Source organism: Chitinophaga sp. YR627, assembly GCF_900114995.1.
Taxonomy (GTDB): domain Bacteria; phylum Bacteroidota; class Bacteroidia; order Chitinophagales; family Chitinophagaceae; genus Chitinophaga.
Map to the genome: position 1 here is coordinate 1138241 of NZ_FOUX01000003.1, position 22613 is coordinate 1160853.

At 45.7% G+C, this 22613-nt stretch carries 20 protein-coding genes and 1 tRNA gene; 9 read left to right on the forward strand and 12 right to left on the reverse strand.

What is annotated here, in order from left to right:
- Positions 1-132: 132 nt before the first annotated feature.
- Positions 133-1065, reverse strand: coding sequence for a helix-turn-helix domain-containing protein (locus BMZ72_RS20235; RefSeq protein WP_089811513.1), 933 nt, complete (start codon positions 1063-1065; stop codon positions 133-135).
- A 366-nt stretch (positions 1066-1431) separates the two neighbouring features.
- On the opposite strand from BMZ72_RS20235, the gene BMZ72_RS37005 reads away from it, so the two are divergent.
- From BMZ72_RS37005 to BMZ72_RS20255, 4 genes are all read left to right on the forward strand, one after another.
- Complete coding sequence (locus tag BMZ72_RS37005) at positions 1432-4680, forward strand: sigma-54-dependent Fis family transcriptional regulator (RefSeq protein WP_255373248.1); 3249 nt, start codon at positions 1432-1434, stop codon at positions 4678-4680.
- A 76-nt stretch (positions 4681-4756) separates the two neighbouring features.
- Positions 4757-6142, forward strand: a complete 1386-nt coding sequence (locus BMZ72_RS20245) for a sigma-54-dependent transcriptional regulator (RefSeq protein ID WP_089811514.1) — start codon at positions 4757-4759, stop codon at positions 6140-6142.
- A gap of 84 nt (positions 6143-6226) precedes the next feature.
- On the forward strand, positions 6227-7003 hold the full coding sequence (locus tag BMZ72_RS20250) for an alpha/beta hydrolase (protein ID WP_089811515.1): 777 nt from the start codon (positions 6227-6229) through the stop codon (positions 7001-7003).
- Between the two features lie 24 nt (positions 7004-7027).
- Complete coding sequence (locus BMZ72_RS20255) at positions 7028-7444, forward strand: OsmC family peroxiredoxin (RefSeq protein WP_089811516.1); 417 nt, start codon at positions 7028-7030, stop codon at positions 7442-7444.
- A gap of 41 nt (positions 7445-7485) precedes the next feature.
- Here BMZ72_RS20255 and BMZ72_RS20260 read toward each other — a convergent pair whose 3' ends face one another.
- Both BMZ72_RS20260 and BMZ72_RS20265 read right to left on the reverse strand, forming a co-directional pair.
- Positions 7486-8340 carry a helix-turn-helix domain-containing protein gene (locus BMZ72_RS20260; protein ID WP_177222858.1) on the reverse strand — a complete coding sequence of 285 codons (855 nt, stop codon included), beginning with the start codon at positions 8338-8340 and terminating at the stop codon, positions 7486-7488.
- A 275-nt stretch (positions 8341-8615) separates the two neighbouring features.
- Positions 8616-9953, reverse strand: a complete 1338-nt coding sequence (locus BMZ72_RS20265; RefSeq protein ID WP_089811518.1) for a Gfo/Idh/MocA family protein — start codon at positions 9951-9953, stop codon at positions 8616-8618.
- Between the two features lie 368 nt (positions 9954-10321).
- Between BMZ72_RS20265 and BMZ72_RS20270 the strand changes: the two genes are divergently transcribed.
- Positions 10322-11662: a TlpA family protein disulfide reductase gene (locus BMZ72_RS20270; protein WP_177222859.1), complete on the forward strand. Its 1341-nt coding sequence runs from the start codon at positions 10322-10324 to the stop codon at positions 11660-11662.
- An 18-nt stretch (positions 11663-11680) separates the two neighbouring features.
- On the opposite strand, the gene BMZ72_RS20275 is transcribed toward BMZ72_RS20270, so the two are convergent.
- Entirely contained in the window at positions 11681-12235 is a 555-nt protein-coding gene (locus BMZ72_RS20275; protein WP_089811520.1) for a hypothetical protein, read from the reverse strand.
- A gap of 363 nt (positions 12236-12598) precedes the next feature.
- Here BMZ72_RS20275 and BMZ72_RS20280 point away from each other — a divergent pair, with 363 nt between their 5' ends.
- Positions 12599-13054 carry a MaoC family dehydratase gene (locus BMZ72_RS20280; protein WP_012789035.1) on the forward strand — a complete coding sequence of 152 codons (456 nt, stop codon included), beginning with the start codon at positions 12599-12601 and terminating at the stop codon, positions 13052-13054.
- Positions 13055-13285: 231 nt separating this feature from the next.
- Here the strand turns inward: BMZ72_RS20280 and BMZ72_RS20285 are convergent, their stop codons facing one another.
- On the reverse strand, positions 13286-13528 hold the full coding sequence (locus tag BMZ72_RS20285; RefSeq protein WP_089811521.1) for a hypothetical protein: 243 nt from the start codon (positions 13526-13528) through the stop codon (positions 13286-13288).
- 134 nt (positions 13529-13662) lie between these two features.
- A tRNA-Glu gene (locus tag BMZ72_RS20290) sits at positions 13663-13737 on the reverse strand.
- Positions 13738-13838: 101 nt separating this feature from the next.
- On the opposite strand from BMZ72_RS20290, the gene BMZ72_RS20295 reads away from it, so the two are divergent.
- Both BMZ72_RS20295 and BMZ72_RS20300 read left to right on the forward strand, forming a co-directional pair.
- On the forward strand, positions 13839-14225 hold the full coding sequence (locus BMZ72_RS20295) for a response regulator (protein WP_089811522.1): 387 nt from the start codon (positions 13839-13841) through the stop codon (positions 14223-14225).
- A gap of 295 nt (positions 14226-14520) precedes the next feature.
- Positions 14521-15819, forward strand: coding sequence for a hypothetical protein (locus BMZ72_RS20300; RefSeq protein WP_089811523.1), 1299 nt, complete (start codon positions 14521-14523; stop codon positions 15817-15819).
- Here BMZ72_RS20300 and BMZ72_RS20305 read toward each other — a convergent pair.
- Together BMZ72_RS20305 and BMZ72_RS20310 are read right to left on the reverse strand one after the other, a co-directional pair.
- Positions 15813-17075, reverse strand: a complete 1263-nt coding sequence (locus BMZ72_RS20305) for a chloride channel protein (protein ID WP_089811524.1) — start codon at positions 17073-17075, stop codon at positions 15813-15815. The two genes, BMZ72_RS20300 and BMZ72_RS20305, sit on opposite strands and share 7 nt — an antisense overlap.
- A gap of 95 nt (positions 17076-17170) precedes the next feature.
- Complete coding sequence (locus tag BMZ72_RS20310) at positions 17171-18013, reverse strand: dienelactone hydrolase family protein (RefSeq protein WP_089811525.1); 843 nt, start codon at positions 18011-18013, stop codon at positions 17171-17173.
- Between the two features lie 148 nt (positions 18014-18161).
- On the opposite strand from BMZ72_RS20310, the gene BMZ72_RS20315 reads away from it, so the two are divergent.
- Positions 18162-19712 (forward strand): sensor histidine kinase, encoded by a 1551-nt coding sequence (locus BMZ72_RS20315; protein ID WP_089811526.1) that lies wholly within the window; start codon positions 18162-18164, stop codon positions 19710-19712.
- 3 nt (positions 19713-19715) lie between these two features.
- Here BMZ72_RS20315 and BMZ72_RS20320 read toward each other — a convergent pair whose 3' ends face one another.
- From BMZ72_RS20320 to BMZ72_RS20335, 4 genes are all read right to left on the reverse strand, one after another.
- Entirely contained in the window at positions 19716-20120 is a 405-nt protein-coding gene (locus BMZ72_RS20320) for a response regulator (protein WP_089811527.1), read from the reverse strand.
- Positions 20121-20230: 110 nt separating this feature from the next.
- Positions 20231-21025: a DUF5995 family protein gene (locus tag BMZ72_RS20325; protein ID WP_089811528.1), complete on the reverse strand. Its 795-nt coding sequence runs from the start codon at positions 21023-21025 to the stop codon at positions 20231-20233.
- Positions 21026-21147: 122 nt separating this feature from the next.
- The gene (locus BMZ72_RS20330) at positions 21148-21927 is read right to left on the reverse strand and encodes a glycoside hydrolase family 16 protein (RefSeq protein ID WP_089811529.1); all 780 of its coding nucleotides are present in this window, start codon (positions 21925-21927) and stop codon (positions 21148-21150) included.
- A 159-nt stretch (positions 21928-22086) separates the two neighbouring features.
- Positions 22087-22584: an RrF2 family transcriptional regulator gene (locus tag BMZ72_RS20335; RefSeq protein ID WP_089811530.1), complete on the reverse strand. Its 498-nt coding sequence runs from the start codon at positions 22582-22584 to the stop codon at positions 22087-22089.
- Positions 22585-22613 lie beyond the last annotated feature (29 nt).

Sequence of the window (22613 nt, forward strand, 5' to 3'; positions counted from 1 at the left end):
ATCGGGTGTATACAAAGCTATCATATGACTGTGCGGGCATCAATGGCGGAATAGTGTGCTCAGTTGTACATTTAAGGTTAACTGTTGTTGTCTGTAATGATCAGGAAATAATAGTTGGTTGTGTATCTTTTCTTAAATAACATTATCTGCCACAAGTTCGCTGGACAGGCCTTTTTTAAAGCTGGTAAAGTTCATACCGGAATTATTCTTGAAATATTTACTAAAGTGCGAATGATCGTCAAAGCCCAGCAGATAAGCGATTTCTTTCATGCTGACATTTGAATGTAAGGCTTGTCTTTTCGCTTCCATGATGATGTGTTGCTGTATATGCGAACTGGCGGGCATGCCGGTTATTTTCTTGACGATACGGTTCAGGTGATTGGCTGTTACACAAAGTTCGCTGGCATAATCAGCGACAAACTTCATGGTTCTGAATTGCACCTTTACCAGGGAGATGAACCGCTGTACGAGCTCTATCTCTTTTGATTGTACCAGTTCATTGACCCTGATTTGTTGCCGGCGGGAGAAATAGATCACCAGTATATTCAGCAGGCCGGCGAGTACTTCCGATCGTAGCAGATAATGGTTGATGTATTCTTTGGACATCTTTGTCATCAGGTCTTCGATCTCCAGTTGCATATCCTCATCTGCGGATATAACCGACAATCCAACACCGTAGATCTGTGTGTCCAGCCAGGTCGTACCCATGGTGTAGGTGGCCCAGCGATAGAGGAAGTCCTGCGAAAAGGAGATGTAGTACCCTTTGGGATTTTGCTGAAAACAGCAATGCCTGACCTGCCCCGGCGTCAGACAATAGATCATGTTGTTGCCAAAAGGATGCTGAAGGGCGTCAATAGAAATACAGCCGTTTCCTTCCTGCATCCAGACGATCTCGAAGTATTGCAGCCTTTCCTGTAATCCATCCAGCAAAGGATGGTCATTGCTGATCGTTTCCAGTCTGTTGATCTCAAAGTGTGTGGTCTTCTCGGGTCTGCTCTGTTTTCGGGAACTTTGGGTCTCTGGCAATACCTCTGTACTTGTGTCGTATAGGATCTTACTGCTCATAATGTAGTGGTTTCAGTTCGCGATATAATATGCTAATCTGATGCCACGGAGTAAGTGTTTGATTTTTATGTGTTTAGAAGGGGTTTCTCTTTTCTTTGCTGTTCATATATCGTTAATTATTCACCGGATTATTGGTATTTCAGGAGTTACGAACACATAAAGAATGCCCTATAAAGGATCTTCCGGAGTTATTCGTATTTCGATAATTCTTTGGTTAATTGTTTATATATGAACAATCATACTCGATCAGTTGTCTTATTAAGTGTTTATCAGCCAATTGCTTACAGGCATGGCATGCAGCTTGACCATATATCCTGTAAGTTTGCCGTATATGTTTACCACCCCGGCGAAAACCACAACTTTAACATGCATCGATCAAAATCAGCCAAACAGGAAGCGGAAAAGGTAGCATCCACCGTCTCCACGGAGAACGACATTGAACTGACCCGGCTACTATTATCCCTCGCAATGGATATTGCCAGGGTAAGGGCAAAAAGCGACCTGATGAACCTGGTGAAAGAACGTTTCAGCAGCTTTTTCTCTTTCAGTCACTGTACTATTTCTGTGCCTTCCGGCAGGCCACAGCATTACAAAGCCTTTATGCTGGATACCAGTTCGCTGATAAAAGAACACACACAATACCAGGAACTGGTGACTGCCGACTGGCCAATAGGTGTTGCCTGGATGGTAACCGCTATTGATAAAGGAGCACCTTTTATCTGTCACCTGGCGAAAATGAAAGCTGCCGGTGAACTGACCGACAATATGCAGATCGTGTATGATGCCGGTGTGGCAGAAACATTGAACTGCGGACTGATATTCGAAAATGAGGTGATCGGCGTATTGTCGTTTTTCTCGAAGACCGCTGATAATTTTCAGCCGGAGATATTCCCGGTCGTAAAAGCGATTTCCAGCCATATCTCGCTGGCGGTAGCCAATATCATGGCAAGAGAGGAGATAGAGCAAAAGATCAGGGAAAGAGAGGCTTTATTAACGATCAGTGATGCTATTGGCCGCTTAAAAGACCGTGCAGGATTACTGGGACTTATTAACACTCAGCTAAAAAAGCTTTTCCGTTTTACCTATAGTCTGGTTATAAAACTCAGTGAAGATGAACAGTCCTGCGCCGCGTTTCTATTGGACCCGGATTCCACCAGTCGCTCGCATCCTGATTATGAAATGATCACCTCCCGCTGGTATCCGGTAAATGATGGTATGATCAGCCGTATACTGGCTGCGAATATACCGGTGGTCATCGATATAGAAAAAGAAGCCACCGGAGCGAATGCCACCGATTATATGATCATGCAGTTCAACGCCGGACTAAGAGAATGTGTGGGTGTCACGCTACGTGACAATGATCAACGGCCAATGGGTATGATCCTGTTTTATGCAGAGGGGAAAGGCTGGTTTAACACCAATGTACAGAACCTGATCCATGCGGTGTCTTTCCACCTGGCCACAGCGATGGTGAATATCAATCACCATGAATATATTCAGGCCAGGGAAGCAGAGAACGAAATGCTGCTGTCTATCAGCCACTCTATTGCCAGCATTTCTGATAAGAGTAAACTGGTGCCTACTATTAAAAAGATCCTGCAAACGCGTCTGAATTTCTCTGATATCGCTATCGTGCAATACAACGTGGCAAAGGGACTGTATAAAGTGATCCTGGAAGATTGTGAGAAAGCCAACCAGCACCAGGATTTTGAAGGAATTGCTTTCCGAGAATATCCCCTACAGGATGGTTTACATAACCGGGTCATGGCATCAGACAGTGCCGTATTGTTGTCTGTAGCAGAATTACAGCAGGTTGGGGGCATACACTTCGACTTTCTCGCAGAAGCAGGTATCAATGAAATTGCCGGTGTGCGTCTGATGCATAACAATGAAGTCTTCGGAGGCATGACATTGCTCGCGGAAAATGTCAATTCTTTTTCTGCGGATGATATGCGGCTGATAGAAAGGTTCTCCTATCACCTTTCAGGACTGGTGGCCAATATGCTGGCCAATGAAGCCATCCAGCAACGGGACAGGGAAAAGGAGATCCTGTTGTCATTCAGTGCTGACATAGGAAGGACCAGAGGCGCTGAGGCCCTGATCGCTGTTATGCGGCAACGCCTGAAAAGTATCTTTCATTTCAATGATATCACTGTCGGCATCTTCAATGCCGAAAAGACGGCTTTCAGGGTGATGGTGGCCGATGTGGAAGAACGCCGTACTTCTCATCCGGAATTCAAAGAGATCGCCTTTGCAGAGTATCCGATCGCTGACGGTATTCATGATATGCTGCTGCATTCTGAGAAACCAGAGCTCTTTTATATCGAAAATCTGTTGATGAAAAACCCTGGCAGACATCCCGGGATACAGTTCATCTTCGAAAGAGGAATCAAAGAAATTGCCGGTGTAAAGCTGGTGAATCAGAATGAAGACATTGGTTTTATTACCATGTTATCCGAAGAAAGAAATTCCTTCCGCCACAGAGATCTGCATCTCCTGAAAGGCATCTCCGACCAGGTAGCCGTAGCAGTAGCGAATATACTGGCAGATGAAAAGATCGGTCAGCAGCTGAAAGAGATCAACGGATATAAGGAAAAACTGGAAGAAGAAAAGTTATACCTGCAACAGGAGATCAGCAGTGTATATACCCATACAGATATTATCGGAGCAGGACCTGAAATGCAGCGTGTATTCCATATGCTGTCACAGGTCTCCTTTGCACAAAGCACCGTGTTGATACTGGGAGAAACAGGTACCGGTAAGGAGCTGATTGCGCGGGCGATTCATAACGGTTCACCCCGTAAGAATAAACTGATGGTAAAGGTCAACTGTGCGGCATTACCGGCTAATCTGATAGAAAGTGAGTTGTTCGGCCATGAACGGGGTAGTTTCACCGGAGCAATAGAAAGGAGGATCGGAAAATTCGAACTGGCCAACCACGGTACGCTCTTCCTGGATGAAATAGGAGAGATGCCGCTGGACCTGCAGGTAAAACTCCTGCGTGCCATTCAGGAAAGAGAGATAGAACGTATCGGTGGAAAAAGCACGATCAAAACGGATGTGAGGATCATTGCTGCTACCAACCGTAATCTACAGAAAGAAGTCGCGGAAGGACGTTTTCGTAGTGACCTGTATTATCGCCTGAACGTATTCCCGATCGTATTGCCGCCTTTACGGGACCGCAAGGAAGACATATCGCTGCTGGCTGCACATTTTATAGAACGCTTTGCCAGAAGTGCCGGTCGTCGGAATATCAGACTGTCCAGTACAGCCATGAAACAACTGACAGCCTACAACTGGCCGGGTAATGTACGGGAACTGGAACACGTGCTGGAGAGAAGCATCTTACTGACACAGGGGAATATTATCCGGGAAATCCATCTGTCCTCTCAGCCGAAGTCTGAAACGAAAATCCGCCAGGAAGAAGATTTCAGCCGCACCCTGGATGAAATGGAACGGGAGTACATACTGGGTGTGCTGAACAAGTGTAAGGGAAAAGTATTCGGCCCTGGCGGCGCAGCAGAGATCCTGGGATTGCACGTCTCTACCCTGAATCACCGCATCAAAAAGCTGGGCATCCAGAAAGAACATACCTATTTTCTGAAGAAACCATAAAAGACAAGGCCCCGCAACAGACGAACAGGCATTGGCTCATAAGACTGTATTAGCATCACTACGAAGGAAACAACGCATGACAGAAAAAATACTGATCGTCGAAGACATTTTTATTGAAGCAAACAACCTCCAGATGATCATGGAGCGCGCAGGCTACACAGTAAGCGGCATTGCTGCTTCTGCGGAGATTGCTTTGCAGATGATTGGGCAGGAAAGACCTGATTTTGTACTGATAGATATCTATCTGAAAGGCAAACTGACGGGTATAGACCTGGCGAAGCTGCTACGGCAACAGCATATTGCTTTTATCTATCTCTCTGCCTATTCTACCAAACAGATCCTGGATGAAGCCAAAGCGACTTTCCCCTATGGTTTTCTGGTAAAACCTTTCCGGGAAAGGGAAGTGCTGATCACGCTGGAAATAGCGCGTTACCTGCATGCCAATAGTCTGGAGGTGGTGATGCGGAACCTTGATACAAAAGAAAGAGAGATACAACCAATACTCCGCCGTTATGGCATCATAGGAGAAAGTCAGCGTTTGCAACAAACGATGCAGCATCTGTCAGTAGTAGCACCTTCTGACACATCAGTGCTTATTACCGGAGAAAGCGGTACCGGCAAAGAGAAGATGGCCGACCTGATACATCACCTGTCGGGTAGGGCATCCAAACCCCTGATAAAGGTTAATTGTGCTGCTATGCCGGCAGAGTTGATAGAATCTCTCCTGTTTGGGCATGAAAAAGGAGCGTTCTCCGGTGCAGTAGAAAGGCGCATCGGTAAATTTGAGCAGGCCAATGGCGGTACGATCTTTCTGGATGAAATAGGAGAAATGCCGGTGGATATGCAGGTTAAGCTGCTGCGTGTGCTCCAGGAAAGGGAAATCGAGCGTATCGGCGCGATGCGCTCACAAAAAGTAGACGTCAGGATTATTTCAGCCACCAGCAGGAATCTGGAAAAGGAAGTAGCTGATGGCCGCTTCCGGATGGATTTCTACTATCGGTTGAATGTATTTCCCCTGCATCTGCCGCCCCTGAGAGAAAGGCGGGAAGATATCCCTGCGCTGGTAGATTATTTCCTGGAGATGCACTGCCGCAATCTGGGACGTCCGCTGGTTTCAGTCATGCAAAGGGTGATGGATACCCTGATTATGTACTCCTGGCCGGGGAATATCCGGGAGCTGGAACACCTGATCGAACGGGCAGTATTGTTGTGTGACGGGACGGTGATCACCCAGGTTGCCCTGCCGGAAAAGATTGAATATGTGCCTGTTGTACAGGATGAAAGGGTCAAAACCATGCAGGAAAACGAAAGAGAACATATTATCGACGTACTGAGACGCTGCAAGGGGAAGATCTTTGGTAAGGGGGGAGCGGCAGAGCTGCTGTCAATGAATGTTTCCACCCTGAATTACCGGATCAGAAAACTGGGTATCAATAAGGATGAATTGCGTATGCCCGGTTAAAATATACAGATGAATCACCTGATTTTACATTGATACAGCTCCGGCGCTAAGCTAGCTTTGGAAGACCTTAAATTATCAACCGCTATGGAAAAGATCAAATCCAAAACCATTGTATTCATCACCGGAGCATATGTAAGTAACCGCTGTTGGGACGACTGGAACCGCTATTTTCAGAGCCAGGGCTATACTGCAGTTGCTCCCGCCTGGCCGCAGAAAGAAGGTGATCCTGCCGCTCTTCGTGACCGTCAGCCCAATATGGCACTGGCAGCAGTCGATCTGTCACAGGTGCTGAACAGCTACATCAGCGTTATTAAAAAGTTGCCTGAAAAGCCTATTCTGATCGGACACTCATTTGGCGGAATGATAACACAGGTCCTGCTGAATAAAGGCTATGGCGCTGCAGGGGTGGCCATACACGCAGTACCACCTAAAGGCGTTTTCCCCTACGAGATCAATTTCCTCAAATCCAATACTGCTGCTTTAGGCTTCTTTTCTACGATCAATACCACTTACCTGATGCCGTTCAAAACATGGCAGTTCGCCTTTACCAATGGAATGTCACTGGCAGAGCAGCAAACCAGCTACGATCAGCTGACCATCCCGGAATCGAGAAGGGCTATCAGAGGCGCTTTGAGTAATGAGGCAAAGGTGGACTTTAAAAAGCCACAGGGCCCTTTACTGATACTGGCAGGCTCGGAAGATCAGTGTATCCCGCCGGGCTTATGCGAGCGGGTGTACGCACGCTACAACAATACATCTGTAGTCGATTTCAAACTGAAAAAGCGTAACCACTATGTATTGGGGCTGCCCACCTGGAAAGAAGATGCGGACGAGATCCTGCAATGGATAACACAGCATTGATAGATATTTAAAGTGACCCGATCCATGAAACGATATGCGAAAGCCATATGGCATGGTTCCGGGAAAGATGGCAGAGGACATATGACTACACAAAGTGAAGCACTTGATAAGCATGTCTATTCTTTCAGCAGCCGGTTTACCAGCGAGGGAGGCACCAATCCTGAAGAATTGCTGGCTGCTGCGCATGCAGGCTGTTTTACCATGAAGCTGAGCTTTGTACTGGATGAAGCGGGCTACTTTCCTGAAGCGTTGGAAACCACCGCCTACGTAAACTTTGAAAATGGCGTTATTACGGCATCCCGGTTAGTCGTGGTAGGAAAGGTGTGGGGAATGAACCCGGACGATTTTGAGGTCTGTGTCCGGGAAGCTAAAAGGAACTGTCCGGTGAGTATGGCACTGAATATTATGATTACAACAGAAGCTAGTCTGCAAAACTGGTGAGGCGGTAGCCGTTCGGCGTCTGGCGGACGGCTACCGCTGTTTTACGCCGTTTCAAAAATGTTATTCCCCTCTTTCTTGAATGTAGAAAAACACATACCGCTTGAATTCTTGAAGTATTTACTGAAGTGCGCCGTATTGTCAAACCCCAGTGAATAGGCGATTTCCTTCATGCTTTCATTGGAATAAATAGCCTTTCGTTTGGCCTCCAGAATGATCCTGTTACGGATGTAATGACTGGCAGGGTATCCGAGGATACTCTTGACTGCTTCATTGAGGTAATTAGGTGAGATCCGGAGGCGCGAGGCATACTGAGTCACCAGTTTCAGGTCCCGGAACTTACTATCTACCAGCATACTGAATTCCCTTACCAGTTTTGATTTTCCTGATAAATTAGTAGTCCTGAAAGAACCTAGCTGGCGGGATACATACAACAGAATAATGTCAAGATAACGTTGAATGATGGGCATACTGGATGCCTGCTGATGGTCGTACTCCTTAGAGATCTGCGCCATGACGGTGCGGAAGTTATGGGCAAAGGGCTCTTCTGCCTCCATTACCGGACAAACAGCCAGCAGATGCACCAGATTGCCTACCCAAGTCATTTCCCAACCATTCATGTTGTTTCTGGGGTCCACATCCGCCAGGAAGATTTGTAGTCCCTGACAGGGGATGGAAGGATGTAATTTCCATTGCTGTCCGGGTTGTACGCAGATGAGCACATTGTTGCTGATGGCGTATCGTTTCTGGTCAATCTGGCAGTTTCCTGCACCTTTTTCCACCCAGATGATCTCAAAACCGTTTGTTTTGCCGGCAGCCTGGACAGGATGGCTGGCAGCCGTTGTGGTTTGTTCAAATTTTGTGATAGTCAAGGATGTCAAAGAAGCGTCGTTGGTCATAAAATAGTATTTAATGATTCCAGAACACATGTCTGCAGGGGCACAGTTCTCCCACCCCGAACTCACTGTGGCCATGATGTTGTGGTCGTTAATATTAGGATAATGCTAAGCTGGCAACGGGGGACGTATTCTTATCTTAACAGCATATCGGAACAAATGTTCGGTTCTGGCTTCCAGTAAATAGGACTATCTTCTTTTAGTAAGGTACAGACATAACGGTACAATGCGATAGTCGCCATCATACCCCTATGCCATTAAAAAATAATTGTGATCACCTAGATTTTTGGCACCCAGCCTTTTTCATACTCTCTTTTCCAGAGTCTGGCGGCTTCCGGATTATTGAGAATGTGTCCGTTGGACGGGTCTGTATGCAGGATAGTGCCGGTCCGTTGTGCGATATTACCCAGAAGCGGCAGTAAGGTACTACGATAGGCAACATTGATCTCCGCGTTGAGGGTGGCGTTTCCACGGATGCTTTCCAGGAAGTTATTGATATGGATAGCGTCATAGTATTCACCCGCCGGACTCACCACATTGGTGGCTTTTTGGTCGCTGGGAGTGGCCTGTTTGACTTCTTTGACCGTTTTTCCCTGGTTATCGATGATCTTATAGCTGTCATTACCGGGAACATACAGGGTACCGTTTTCTCCGAATATGGCGAAACCACGGTCACTGCCTTCTACTTTGTAATTGCTGCAGCTTCTGCCTTCCCAGGAAATGGCTTTACCTCCCTCGAATTCGAAATTCAGGGTCTGTGTATCCGGCGTTTCCCAGTCATCTTTCGGATAGGCATAGCGGCCACCGGCAGAAGTGACTTTTGTCGGGAATTCCAGCTCCATGAACCAGCGGAGGCAGTCCAGTTCGTGAGTGGCATTATTACAGGTTTCAGAAGTACCCCAATGCCAGCGCCAGTGCCAGTCATAGTGTACGATATTATCCAGGTAATCCCGGCGGGGAGCAGGTCCTTGCCAGAGGTCCCAGTTGAGGGTATCCGGCACAGGCACTTTTTTACCGGTACCAATAGGCTTACGGTTATTCAGATACCAGCTTTTGCCATAGTAGATCTTTCCCAATACCTGTTGTTCCTTTATTTCCCGGAAGGCCTGTTGCATGTTGGGCCAGGAGCGACGCTGACTGCCCATCTGTACCAGGCGGTTGAATTTCTTAGCGGCAGCTACGAGCATTTCCCCTTCAGCCGGATTGTGGGCGCAGGGTTTTTCCACATAGACGTGTTTACCGGCAGCAGTCGCCATAATAGCGGCAGGAGCATGCCAGTGGTCAGGTGTAGCTACGAACAGGGCATCCAGGTCCTTCTTTTCCAGCAGTTGCCGGATATCTTTGATAACGGTTGGTTTCTTCTCCTGTGCTCCGGAAATGGCCTTGAGCCCCCTGGCAATAGCGCCATCTTCCACATCACATACATAGCCGATTTCTGCTCCGGGAAGCTTCGCAGCGCATTGTGCCAGCCAGTTTCCCCTGGAGTTAACACCCATGACACCTAATACCAGTTTGTTGCTGGGCGCATTTTTACCGAATACGGGGAAGTTGAGTATCGTCAGACCAGCTCCCAGGCCGGCCAGGCCGCCTGTTTTAATAAAGTCTCTTCTTTCCATAACGTTGAACCTGTTTTCTGTTTAAAATGGATTTTATGATAGGTGATCTAATGTATAAAAATTTAAATGAGAGCGGGACATTTTTTGATGAAAGGGGAGATGGGAAAATCATTTAAAATCCATTAACAACAGTGACGCGGAATAATCTTTAAATTCAGCTATCAATCAGGATCATCCCGTAATCAATCTGGTTGGGCACAATCATTCCACTAAGAGGACAAACCTATACTACTAATCAACCATAAATGACAATTATGCCCAGGTATTTTCTCAGCGTATTTTTTCTGTTCTGCACGTGCGTTGTCTTTGCGCAAAACAAGCCTGTATTCAAAGCGGATACCTTTCGGCTTAGCGGTAATATGCAAGGGATGAATACGGCCGGTCTTACGCTGAAGATCGTCTATAATATGCCTTATGGGCGTCAGGAACAAACAGTAGTGACGCTGGATAGTACCGGGCATTTCAAGGCAGCTATCCTCTTATTCAATCCGCAGGAATTGATGTTGTTCATAGAAGAAGATGCCATGATCATGCTGTATGGGCTGCCGGGCAAGCGCCTTTCTTTCACACTGTCCGCAAAAGATATCAAAAGGATAAAAAGTATGGAGGACATGACCGCTTTTCATGTTAACCAGCAGGTGATCGCTTTTTCCGGTGATGTAGCACGTATTAACAGGGACTATCATGACTATATGTATCGGCTGAATAAAGTGGTCAGTCCAATGTCGAATTATGTGGAAAGGGCGCAACCGGTCGAAGAATATCTTAAGTGGAGAGTACGAAAAATGAATGAACAACTCGATAGCCTGCAACAATTAAGGAAGCAGCTGCACCCCTTGTTCTATACACGTACATTCCATTTTATCCGCTATAATGCCGGTGCTGACGTTCTTGCCTACTGGCTGGAGAAGGATAAACAGGAGCGTGATATGCCGGTATCTTATCAGCAGTTTATTGCTACGCTGCCTGTCAATAATGATGAAGCGGTACAGACGGCTGAATACTATGAGTTTATCAACAATTACCTGGTATATCTTCAGGTGAAAGGAGGGGAGGGGCAAGGTGTTCACAAGCTGTCTTACATCGCGCAGCAGGTGCCTAAAGGAACCGGACAGAATCTGCTGCTGGATAATGAGTCACAGGATAGTATACACCGCGGATTGCCGTTGCATCCGGCTACCTTGCGCTATCTCAGTCAGTTACCAGGCAATGGTCCGCTGGCGAAACAGCTGTCCGTCCTCAATAGTGATCTGACCCGTTCCATGAGTAATGCCATGCCGGATAAGGCGACACTCCTTGCTGCCAGTGCCGATACAAGCTCAGATATCCTGCAACAGCTGGGAGTGCAATATAAAGGGAAGGTAGTGTATGTGGACTTCTGGGGTACCTGGTGTTTGCCTTGTCTGGAGGAGATGAAAGTGGTGCCGGAAGTGAAAAAGGTGTTCGAAGGACAACCAGTCGTATTCCTTTATCTCGCTGTACATTCGGATCAGGATGCCTGGGAAAAAATGATCAGGAAGGAACAGATACAGGGCGAACATTACCGTTTAACAGATAAGGAGTTTGATCGCCTGAATAAAAGGATCAGTGTCACAAGTTTTCCGAGATATCTGCTGATAGATAAGAATGGAACTATTACGCATGTCAATGCACCGAGGCCAAGTGATGTAAAGGCATTGGCCTCGGCGATTAATGGCTTACTGAATTAGAAACGGGTGATAACAGACCTATCCTGCCATGAATGTGGTAAGGAAGGTCAGTTGTCCGTTGATGACCCTGAATTCATACCTGTAGCTATATTCGCCGCCATCTTCTCCCTCTACCGTCGAATGCCCGCTTACGATCAGGGATAAATTACCTGTGGCGGATTCATATTCTGCCGCCATCTGATAGAAATGCTGACTATCATCTGCTATCTCAGGTGTTTGCGTTTGTCCTTTTTCAAACAGCTCGCTAGTCTTCAGTTTCAGGAAAGATGTAATGAATCTTTTGTGAAAGATCTGGTCAAAATAAAGGATAAACAACTTCTCCGTCAGTGGTGCATCTTTTTCGGCTAATGCAGACAGTTTCCGATCAGTCTCAGCATCATTACCACCCATGCATACATACCAGAATCCGCTTCCTGGTGCAGTAGGAAATTTAAAGAATTGTTTGGCTTTATCTTTATCCCGCTGGTATACAGCGCTTCTGAATTCTTTTAGCTGGTCTATCCATGTTGTGGTTTGGGCGTTAGCGGTAATAGCAAACAACAATAATAACAGGAAAGGGATTACTTTTTTCATTCTTGGTAGGGATTGTGGGGCAAATGTAAGCGGATAATAGCCTACTATTTCTGCATTCTTTGCATTGGCATATTGAATTGCATCTCAGCTGCAAAAAAAAATGAATGATATTTTATCGTCTAAGGCAGAGCTCTCCATACAAGTGCGCAAAATTGTATGAATTCCAGTTAGTTGTGGCTGTTCGGAAGGGTATTGTGCATAGTAGGGAATGCTTTCGCTAAAGGTTGTAACTGTGAATGTTAATTAAATGGAAATGGAAAATATTTGGGATACATGTAAAAATAGGTTATAAATTCGCTTGTCCTGTTGACAATGTAGGTGTCACCAGGTGGCTGTAATTATTAAATTATAAACGAAAAAATTGTGGTAATCGTCAATAGTTTCGCAGAGTATCAAGCATTCGAGGGCAAAGAAATCGGGGTTTCTCAGTGGCATACAATCGATCAGGCTCAGATCAATAAATTTGCAGATGCAACCCTGGATCATCAATGGATCCATTGTGATGAGGAAAAGGCTAAAAATGAAGGACCTTTCAAATCAACCATTGCGCATGGTTATCTGACTTTGTCATTAATTCCTTATCTGTGGAAGCAAATTGCAGATATCCGCAATGTTAAAATGGAAATTAATTACGGCATAGAACAATTTAAGTTTGGCCAGGCAGTGCTTGTGAACGACGAGGTGCAGCTGAGTGCTAAACTGAAATCTATCGTTGATTTAAGAGGAGTTACAAAAGTGGTGATTGCAGCGACCCTCAATATTAAGGGGAAGACAAAACCGGCTTATACAGGTGATGTAGTGTTTTTATATCATTTCTAAGATATGTGAACCATTTATAAGTAAAGGCGCCCCAGTATTACTGAAGCGCCTTTTGCTTATGATGTGTACTGTTTCGTTTATGCCGCTTTAGACTATAACTGACGTGTCGTGTTGGCTATAGCGGAGTTGTCATTGCTTATTTAGTGGATTAGTGTATAGTGACCAGTAATAGTAAAGCCGTCTCAATTGTATTGAGACGGCTTTACTTATTTAAAGAAGTGATGAGCGTAGTTAGTTAGCCTTTGCCTGGATAGGGATTGTTTCACTTAACAGGTTATTGGCACTATCAATTTTTTTCTTGAAAGAAGAGCTTTTAGATGGTGCCTTTTTAAGAAAGGTTGCAGGGGCTTTCTTTTTGACTGGAATCAAAAGAGGACTTATTTCTACTCCTTTTTTTATAATTCCTTTGCCAATACTATCGAATTCATACTGCGTAGCAGTTATGCTGTTTCTTTTATACGGCTTGGTGTTCACATTGATGTTTTTGGGACTGAGAAGAGTAGTACTGATATCAACAATGGAAGGATGGAATCATCCTGATATGCACATTCACAAAGACATAAAAAAAGCAAAGAGGTTGCTCGTTTCTGAGCAACCTCTTTTTCCCTTGGTACCGCGTACGGGAGTCGAACCCGTCATTCCTCCGTGAAAGGGAGGCGTCTTAGCCGATTGACCAACGCGGCGTGTCGCGTTTGGGATTGCAAAGGTAGGCAAAAACTTCAATCCACAAAATCTTTTTTAAAATATTTTCAAAAAGGTCAGAAAATATCACCTTTGTACAACTATGGGAAAATTAAACATACTTATAGCAGAAAACGATGCAGATGGTAAAGTACTGATCCAGGAATCCTTTGCAGATACCGGTCTATTCAACGTCTTAGCCATCGCAGAAGACGGCCGGATCCTTAAAACGATCATGGAAGAATCAGATATCCTGTTCCCGGATGTAATTCTCTCCGCTGCAGGACATGGGTATGATATCCTGTACTATCTGAAAACCAGTGATGCATTCAGGGAAATCCCTGTCGTAACCTTTTCCGCCTCTGAAACAGGTAATGACGAGAAAAAGTGCGCTCAGATGGGAGCACTGAAACACTTCATTAAGCCTGATAACGCCCCCGGCTATCAGAAAATGGCAAAAGAACTGTACGACCTCCTGCTCGGAGAATAAAATTCGTCTGAAACATGATATTGAAAGGCATGACCACCGGTCGTGCCTTTTTTATTGCCTTTATAAGGTCTGGTAAGTTGTTATAAATCATATGCTTCCCGTAGATAAGCCGTAGATAACCCATAGATAATCCGTACCTATAAGAATGGTTCATCTACAGCTTATATACGGGTTATCTATGGCTTATCTATGAATTACCTTCAGGATTAATTGCTGGTATCATGACCGCTCTCAGGGCAACAATTGAGAAAGTTGTGTAATTTGGCCCCTCCGCAACTACAACAAACAACTAATTATGAATAGGAAACAGCTGTTTCTGCTCCTGCTTGCACTATTTGTCTTTCGCGTGATTTATGGATTATGCTCGGAATTCTGGTTTGCCGATGAACTACAGATCTATCTGATCGGACTGAAGTCATATACCACCGGTACCTGGCCAACCTACGGTCCGGATGTGGTGTATACCAATACCCAGATCCCCGGTGCACTTCAGGGATTGCTGGTAAGTATCGGCTTCTATATCGCTAAACTGCCGGAAATGCCGGCCATTGTACTGAACGTTTTCTCTTTTGCCAGCCTTTCCCTGCTGGCTTACTATATCACCCGTCGTATCAAGGGGGTACCTGCCTGGATTATCTGGGTACTCTGTATGACCACTCCCTGGACCCTGTACTATAGTACCAGGGTGGTAAACCCATCATATGCGATTGCGCTGGCCATTCCTTTCTTTATTTGCCTTTTGGAGGTATTACCTATCACAAAAGATAAATTCATCGCTCCATGGGTCTCTTTTGGCGTAATGGGGCTGGTCACTACATTAATCATGCAGCTACATATGTCCTGGATCCTCCTGTTGCCATATGCAGGAATAGGTTTCCTGTTTTATCTGCGCACAGAAGGGTTTAAGAAAACAGCGTTATGCCTTATTCCCTATATCGGCGGACTGCTCATCGGAACGCTCACCCTGATACCGACCTGGTTACATCCGGATCCGCAGGCGGGTAATGTGGGCGCTAACATTGTATTTAACTGGAAAAATATAGGCAATGCCGTGACCATCCTGACAAGGTACTGGTCGTTTGCCGCATTCGAAATCCCTTATGTAGTGGGTAATTCAGAGGAGAAATGGCAACTGCTGAAAGAGCAAATGTGGATCGCGCCGTTTTTCCTGTTCCTCCTGCTGGTTGGATTTGCACAGGTCGGCATATTTATCCTGTCTTACTTTGTTAAAACCGATAATGAAGAATGGAAGAAAATGAGATGGCTGAATCTCTTCACCTATCTGCTGGTATTTGCCAGCTTCTTCTTTTCTATCAAAGGCCCGTCTTCGCATACCTTTTGTATGCTGCTGCCGTTGCCAATGATCTATTCATTCTATTGCTATGAATGGCTGATCGCAAAGAAAGGATTTGTACTGAAGTTGCTGAAGATCATTGTCATCAGTGGGGTGTTATTCCACGTCGGACTGGGCGTCTTCAACTATCAGCACAGATCGCTGTACAAAGACAGGGCAAAAGTGGTGAAAGCGTTAGATGAAATGAATTATAAAGTGCTGGGTACCAGACGATCCGATGATCTCGGATACGGTTACTGAGCCGGCTGGTCTTTATAACTGTACACAGTATAAGGATAGATCTTTTTGGCAGTATACCTGGCCACTGTACTGGCGATCAGTACCGGCACAGCAAGAATGAAGCCGCCGGATAAACGGCAGGCGAGTGAAGTAGAAGTCAGTGGTGCATGTATACTGCCACTTAATACAGCAGCAATACCCATGATGATGAAATTGGCTACGATCAGCTGACTATTGAAATAGTGATTGCAGACGGTCGCCAGCAATAACCCCAATAAGGCGCCTATCACAATGCTTGGTGCAAATACACCTCCATCTCCACCTGCACCCAGGGTTACAGAGGAAATAATTGGCTTCAGTAATACGATTGCCAGCAGGGTAATACCAAAAGGAATGGTAAATGCCTCATGCTGAGAACGACCGATCATTTCAGTAACAGCGCTATAGCTATCTCCGAATAAAGCCGGCAGGATGAATATGCCTAATCCGATAATAGCCGCACCGGCAATAATACGGGTAGAGTCTTTTTTCATTGTACCGAAACGGTGTTTAATGCCAATCACCGTCCGGGTAAAGAATACAGAAACGATACCGGCAATCACACTCAATCCGATAATATAAGGGATCGCTCTCACCTGCCAGTGAGTAATGCTGAGTTTTAAGAAAGGCTCTTCATGCAGGAGCTGCAGTAAACCCCATGCTGTAAGTACAGCTGAGATACTGCTGAGCAGAATAGTTTTGGTCACCTTGCGGGCTATGACTTCAACAGCAAACAGTAAACCCACCAGCGGACTACCAAACAGTGCCGTCAGACCACCCGCTACACCCGCACAGATCAGTTCTGTTTTATACCTGTTGGCAATAGAAGCTTTTTGTCTGGTCATAGCCCCGATGGTCGCAGTAGACACAACCGTAGAAACCTCTACACCGGTTGAACCACCGAAGATAACTGTCAGAAAACCATTGATAAAGTGAGAAGGTATTTTATAGCTGGGTAATTCGTTGCGGCGGGTGTCCAGGGTCAGGTAGATCTCCTTGATACCCTTGTTCGGCTTCTTCCGGAACGCATATTTCCTGAGCACATGTATCAATACCAGACCGATCAGTGGAAATATGAGAAAAAGATAGGATGAAGCTGAAATCGTCTTAAAGAAATGCTCTTCGTAATGTTCAGTAATATGCTTCAGTACGCTTGCCAGGAGAGCTGATAACAAACCCGCCATAACAGAAGCAGCGAAAAGTTTTACATAGTTGAACTGAATAATCTTCTTACGCATAGCATTCCCTGTTTTTGACGCTGCAAAGTTAGGGCATGAAAAACAAATGGAGCGTCTCTTTTGAAGACGCTCCATTAAAATGTGCTTAAATACGCTTATTTGAAGATCACTCCGAAGAAGGCACGCATGTCATTCCAGGAAGCGGTGTCAGCAGCAGCATTGTATTCAATAGGCATGTTGAATTTCTTGCCGTTAGCGGTAGACGCCGGGTTGGTAAATGCATGGGTAGCACCCGCATATTCCTTAAATGTATAAGGAATGCTCAGGGAATCCAGTTGTTTTTTGAAAGTAGCCACATCCTGTGCTGGTACAAAAGGATCTGCTCCTCCGTGACATACCAGGATCTGCGCTTTTGTCAGTCCTTTCTGTGGAGGGACAGTTTGCAGACCACCATGGAAGCTTACTACGCCATTCACCGGAAGACCCAGTTTAGCTGCGTTCAGTACCATAGAACCACCAAAGCAGTAACCGATCGCAGCAATGCGGGTAGTATCCGCCTGTGGGAAGGTTTTTGCTTTAGCCAGTGCTGCCTGCAGTCTGCCAAAGCCCAGCTGAGGATTCATATAGAATGGTGTAGCAAATGCTTTTGCCTGGTCAGGGTTCTCAGCATGTTTGCCATTACCATAAAAGTCGATAGCAATAGCCAGGTAACCCAGTTCAGCCAGTTGTTTAGCACGGCCTTTTTCATAATCGTTCAGTCCCCACCATTCTGGCGCGATCAGCACGATCGGCTTTTTCACAGTCGTATCGCTACTGAATGCCACTACGCTGTTGAGCGTTACAGTATCTACCTGAATCGTAACAGCTTCTTCAGTAATAGTCGGTTTGGTGACAGTGCTGTCAGCAGTGTGTTCAGAACCAGCCTGCGGATTGTTACAGGCAGCCATGCAGCATGCAATTACTGCAGGTGCGATCATTGTTGTAATGTTGAATCTCATGTGATAGTATTTGAGTATTTGTGTTTTATATGGAAAAAACGGCGCAAAGTTAATGACTAATACTGATAGGGCCGCTTACTGCTTATTTAAATAGGTACTGCTCTCTCAACACAACTAAAATTAACATAGGATTGTATAATTTCAAGACATGGAACAAGGATTTAACACTGCAATGGCAAACAGACTGCTGAGTGAAGCGGGCATCTCGTCCGCAGCACTATTACAGTTATTGCCGGTAGCGGCTTATATGTGTGATGCGGATGGCGGCATTATATGTTATAATGCACGCGCTGTAAAATTGTGGGGAAGAGCACCGTCTCCAGGTGAAACCATATTCCATGACAGTACCGTAATCGCTGCCGTATTAGAGGAAGGATTACCCCTGAATGACTGGCAATCAACGATTAGTCATGCTGATGATACTTCGGTGATCGTCAGGGGGAATATCGCTCCGCTGAAAGACCGGGATGGCGTCGTGATCGGATTGATACATTGTTTTGAAGAAGTGGCCGTCACCATTGTCCCTGGTACGGAAGTACGTGCCGGTCACCTTGCCGAACTGAATGAACAGTTGCAGCAAAGCGAGGAGAGATATTATAGGATGATAGAAGAGGTGGAAGATTACGCCATCCTTTCTATGGATAAGGCGGGAATCATTCAGAACTGGAACAAAGGTGCTGAAAAGATCAAAGGATACCACGAATCTGAGATCGTCGGGCGGCATTTTAGTGTGTTCTATCTACCGGAAGACCGTAAACGACAGTTACCTGAGCAATTGATCGCGGAAGCAATGGGAACCGGAAAAGCGGCTCACGAAGGGTGGCGGATGCGTAAGGACGGGACACGTTTCTGGGGTAGCATCGTGATAACAGCATTACATGATGCGGACAATCAGGTGATCGGTTTTTCAAAAGTCACCCGTGACCTCACAGAAAGAAAACTGGCGGAAGATAGGATCAGACAATATGCCAGTGACCTGGAATTTCAGAACAGGGAACTGGAACAATTTGCCTATGCCGCCGCACACGATATGAAAGAGCCGCTCCGGAAAGTGCAGTTTTATAATAACTATATCAATGACAATGCTGCAGATGTATTGCCGGAAAAAGCAAGGGAATACCTGAACCGTTCTATCAATGCAGCTTCCCGGATGCAGGGGCTGATAGACGACCTGCTGACGTATTCACAGGCTTCCTCCTTTTCGAAAGAATCCGAAGAAGTAGATCTGAATACCATTGTAGACGAAGTATTACAGGCTCACCAGCCTACTATAGACAAGTTAAAGGCAGTCATTCAGGTGGACCTGTTGCCGTTTATGCGTGTCATTCCGTTTCAGTTCAGCCAGTTATTTGATAACCTGATCAGCAATGCGCTCAAATACCATCACCCTGAACGTCATCCCCATATCAATATTACCATTACGAAAACCCAGTTACCTGCGGAAGAGAGTCTTGCCAATAGTACGGCCCTGAATGGGTATAAGATATCTGTAGCGGATAATGGGATTGGTTTTGAACCTGGTCATGCAGAGAAGATCTTTGATGTATTCCAGCGCTTACATACCCTGCCGGATATTGCTGGTACAGGTATCGGACTGGCCATCTGTAAAAAGATCGTGCTGAATCATCGCGGACAGATCAAAGCACATGGTATACCCGGAACCGGCGCGACCTTTGAAATTTATATTCCCTGTGAATAAAAACTAGTCTTTGCTGATATCCAGCATCTTGCGGGCCATGTTGTACAGGTCTTCCGTTTTGGTTGGTTTTACAAAATAGAGATCTGCACCATTGTCCAAACAATGCCGTACATGGTCGGCCTGGTTGGAGGTGCTCCACACCACCTTGGGGATCGGTTGTAATTGCGGGATACTGGCAATCTTCTCCAGGATTTCTACTGCATTGAAGATCGGCATTTTATAATCCAGGATAAGCAATGATGGCAAACAATTATCCGGACAATTGACCAGGTAGTCAATTGCCTGCTGTCCATTCATGACAGAGTAGATATTTGCAGCCGGGTCCTGTTTTAAAATTGCGTCTTTCAGGATTTCCTGGTCCTCCGGATCATCATCTGCTAAAAAAATAATTTTAGCCTTGCCAGCCATAATTCAAGATATGATTTGAACTTTCGTTTTACAGCGCTTAAGTTATGTAATCTTTCTAATAAAATTCTACTCCGGGCAGACCAACCCTGGTAGTATTACTAACTATGCACTTAAATGGCCGGTTGGGTAGAGACCCGTATGTAGGCTCTTTTCGCTGCATAAAGTGCCTGTATGATCCGACGGGGATTTTTCCATTCAAACAGGCGGATGATCCAGATGGTAAATCTGATCAGTTTACCGGCAGGTTGTAATAATCCAACTGCCAGTTTCCGGATACTGGCATCCCTTGCTGCAATACAGGCGGTATAATCAGCACCTTTTTTCTCTGAAAGCTCTTCTGCAAAACGCCAGGCGCCGTCACGGGCATTGGTAAGACTGAATTGTATCAGGATGGATTCGTTATTGCCGGCATTCAGACCAAGCAGTGAGAGGAAAGGGGAGATGCGGTTGATCTCTGTCAGTACTTCTCCTGTCAGAGAGCCCAGGATATCGTTAATGGTATTGAAATCTCTCCGGATAAGCCGGATGTCCTGCTCTCCGGTTGTTTCTACAGCAGCAATACCGAGATCCAGGTTGATATGGGCATTCATACCCAGCAGCAGATGTTGTAAAACCAATACAGCAGATTTCTCGGCGCCTTCAAATGCGACCAGCCAGGAACCGGTAGGCGTCTGACCATTCTTATACTGGCGAACAGCTTCAATGTAACGGTTGGCAAATGTGACATCCAGTTTCTCCATCCTGGGGCCATCTTCAAATTCATTATTGAGGATGCCTTCCTGTACCCTGACGGTTACTTTGTGATAGAGGGCGGCAAAGACACCAAGCCTGCTATTGGTATCTGCGGAGGTGGTAATAATGTCTTCCAGTTGCCGGATGACTTCATTAATAGTGTGGGCGGCCATAATGTGGTGTTTTGGGGTAAACTTTGCTGGCCGTAAATCTAACTTAATTTAATAAGAAAAGGGTTAACCAGAAGGTGGAAACCTTCCAGGCGTAACCCTCTCCATTACAAAACTTAAAACACTTACGCTGCCGTAAATGTGAATGAGTGTATAATGATTTCTACTTCCTGGTTATTGGACGGTGCACTACCCTGGAACAACCAGAGGTTCATGTGTACCGGCAGGGATAATGTGCTCACATTGTATCCTGCAGGTGTTGTCCATGGGAAGAAGGAATTTGCTTCAACAAGGTTGTGTCCATGGTAACCTTTGTAGGCTACGGACGTCGCAGTCCTGGTGAACTTATACGAAGTGTAGGTGCCATTCAGGGCCAGCTCATAAGTCTGGGATACGTTACCTGAACCAGTAGCAGGATACACTGTATAGTTATAATTAGGCCATGCGTTATTTCCCCAGCGGGCAAATTCGATGTCTACTTCATGATGACCATCATCACCGGATTTGTAATTGAACAGACCCAGTACGATGTTTCTATCCAGTTTGTCTACAGCGCCTTCTACTTTCCATACGTAGGAGCCATAGCCGAAAGACTGGGTAGTTGTTACTTCAGCGCAAAGCCATCTGCCGGTGGCAGGGTCTTTTCTAATTTTCAGGTGCAGGTGACCATCGCTGTCCACCCATACGTTGCTGGAGGCGCTGCTCCAATAGTTGGGACCTGGGCCTGAAGTACCAGCTTCATTTCTTACTTCCCAGGTATATCCGCTGAAACTGATATAGGTAGCTTCTGCGGAAGGTTTTCGGTCACCGGTTTTGCCCGGATCTGTACCAGTCGTGGATGCCGCGTCTTTGGCGCAGCTGCTGAAGATAGCCAGGATAGCGATCAGCATTGTGAACTTGTGCATTACTAATGGTTTATTTTAAGGAAAAATGAGGGTTTTGATAATATGACAATCAGAGAAACGGTATACTTTGATGTGACCGGAAGAAATTTTTTTAAATAGATGGTTGGGGCAATAAAAAAAGGCCCTCCGGGGCGGAGGACCTTTCTATGATCAATAAGCTTATTTTTTGAGTTTCTGGAGATTAAACCACTTTTCTGTTTCAGCTCTTGTTTCGTCCGGGATAAGTCCCAGGAGTGTATTGTGTAGCCAGCGGAGATTTCTTGTTTTCAGGAAAGCTTCCAGTTTCTGACTGGCTTCCAGGAAAACGGCATGTACGGTACATACTCCGGTATCACTCCCATTTGTCCCGCCGATCACACAGCCGGAACGTACATCATGGCATTCGAAGAGAGAAACCCTGCCTTCTACCGCCACGGCTATATCCCAGAATGAGATTTCCTCTGCCGGTCTGGCCAGGACATATCCTCCTTTCACCCCCAAAGCTGAGCGTACAAGTCCTCCTTTCTGTAAACGGGTAAAGATCTTTGCGAGATAACTTTCTGAGATATTCTGAAATGTAGCCATATCCGCAATCGTCATGGCATTATCCTTAGAGACATCCACCAGATAATACATTGAGTGAATCGCGTATTCAACACCTTTTCCCAGTAATGGCATACAATTTTAAGCTGGTTATCCCCCAAAGA

Bases quoted from the DNA above. Each gene is read 5' to 3' on its own strand.
- BMZ72_RS20330 (WP_089811529.1), bottom strand. From the start codon at position 21,927: ATGCACAAGTTCACAATGCTGATCGCTATCCTGGCTATCTTCAGCAGC.
- BMZ72_RS20255 (WP_089811516.1), top strand. From the start codon at position 7,028: ATGAAACGATATGCGAAAGCCATATGGCATGGTTCCGGGAAAGATGGC.
- BMZ72_RS20305 (WP_089811524.1), bottom strand. From the start codon at position 17,075: ATGCGTAAGAAGATTATTCAGTTCAACTATGTAAAACTTTTCGCTGCT.
- BMZ72_RS20265 (WP_089811518.1), bottom strand. From the start codon at position 9,953: ATGGAAAGAAGAGACTTTATTAAAACAGGCGGCCTGGCCGGCCTGGGA.
- BMZ72_RS20235 (WP_089811513.1), bottom strand. From the start codon at position 1,065: ATGAGCAGTAAGATCCTATACGACACAAGTACAGAGGTATTGCCAGAG.
- BMZ72_RS20320 (WP_089811527.1), bottom strand. From the start codon at position 20,120: ATGGCTGGCAAGGCTAAAATTATTTTTTTAGCAGATGATGATCCGGAG.
- BMZ72_RS20315 (WP_089811526.1), top strand. From the start codon at position 18,162: ATGGAACAAGGATTTAACACTGCAATGGCAAACAGACTGCTGAGTGAA.
- BMZ72_RS20295 (WP_089811522.1), top strand. From the start codon at position 13,839: ATGGGAAAATTAAACATACTTATAGCAGAAAACGATGCAGATGGTAAA.
- BMZ72_RS20300 (WP_089811523.1), top strand. From the start codon at position 14,521: ATGAATAGGAAACAGCTGTTTCTGCTCCTGCTTGCACTATTTGTCTTT.
- BMZ72_RS20325 (WP_089811528.1), bottom strand. From the start codon at position 21,025: ATGGCCGCCCACACTATTAATGAAGTCATCCGGCAACTGGAAGACATT.
- BMZ72_RS20250 (WP_089811515.1), top strand. From the start codon at position 6,227: ATGGAAAAGATCAAATCCAAAACCATTGTATTCATCACCGGAGCATAT.
- BMZ72_RS20310 (WP_089811525.1), bottom strand. From the start codon at position 18,013: ATGAGATTCAACATTACAACAATGATCGCACCTGCAGTAATTGCATGC.
- BMZ72_RS20245 (WP_089811514.1), top strand. From the start codon at position 4,757: ATGACAGAAAAAATACTGATCGTCGAAGACATTTTTATTGAAGCAAAC.
- BMZ72_RS20270 (WP_177222859.1), top strand. From the start codon at position 10,322: ATGAATACGGCCGGTCTTACGCTGAAGATCGTCTATAATATGCCTTAT.
- BMZ72_RS20260 (WP_177222858.1), bottom strand. From the start codon at position 8,340: ATGACCAACGACGCTTCTTTGACATCCTTGACTATCACAAAATTTGAA.
- BMZ72_RS37005 (WP_255373248.1), top strand. From the start codon at position 1,432: ATGCATCGATCAAAATCAGCCAAACAGGAAGCGGAAAAGGTAGCATCC.
- BMZ72_RS20275 (WP_089811520.1), bottom strand. From the start codon at position 12,235: ATGAAAAAAGTAATCCCTTTCCTGTTATTATTGTTGTTTGCTATTACC.
- BMZ72_RS20335 (WP_089811530.1), bottom strand. From the start codon at position 22,584: ATGCCATTACTGGGAAAAGGTGTTGAATACGCGATTCACTCAATGTAT.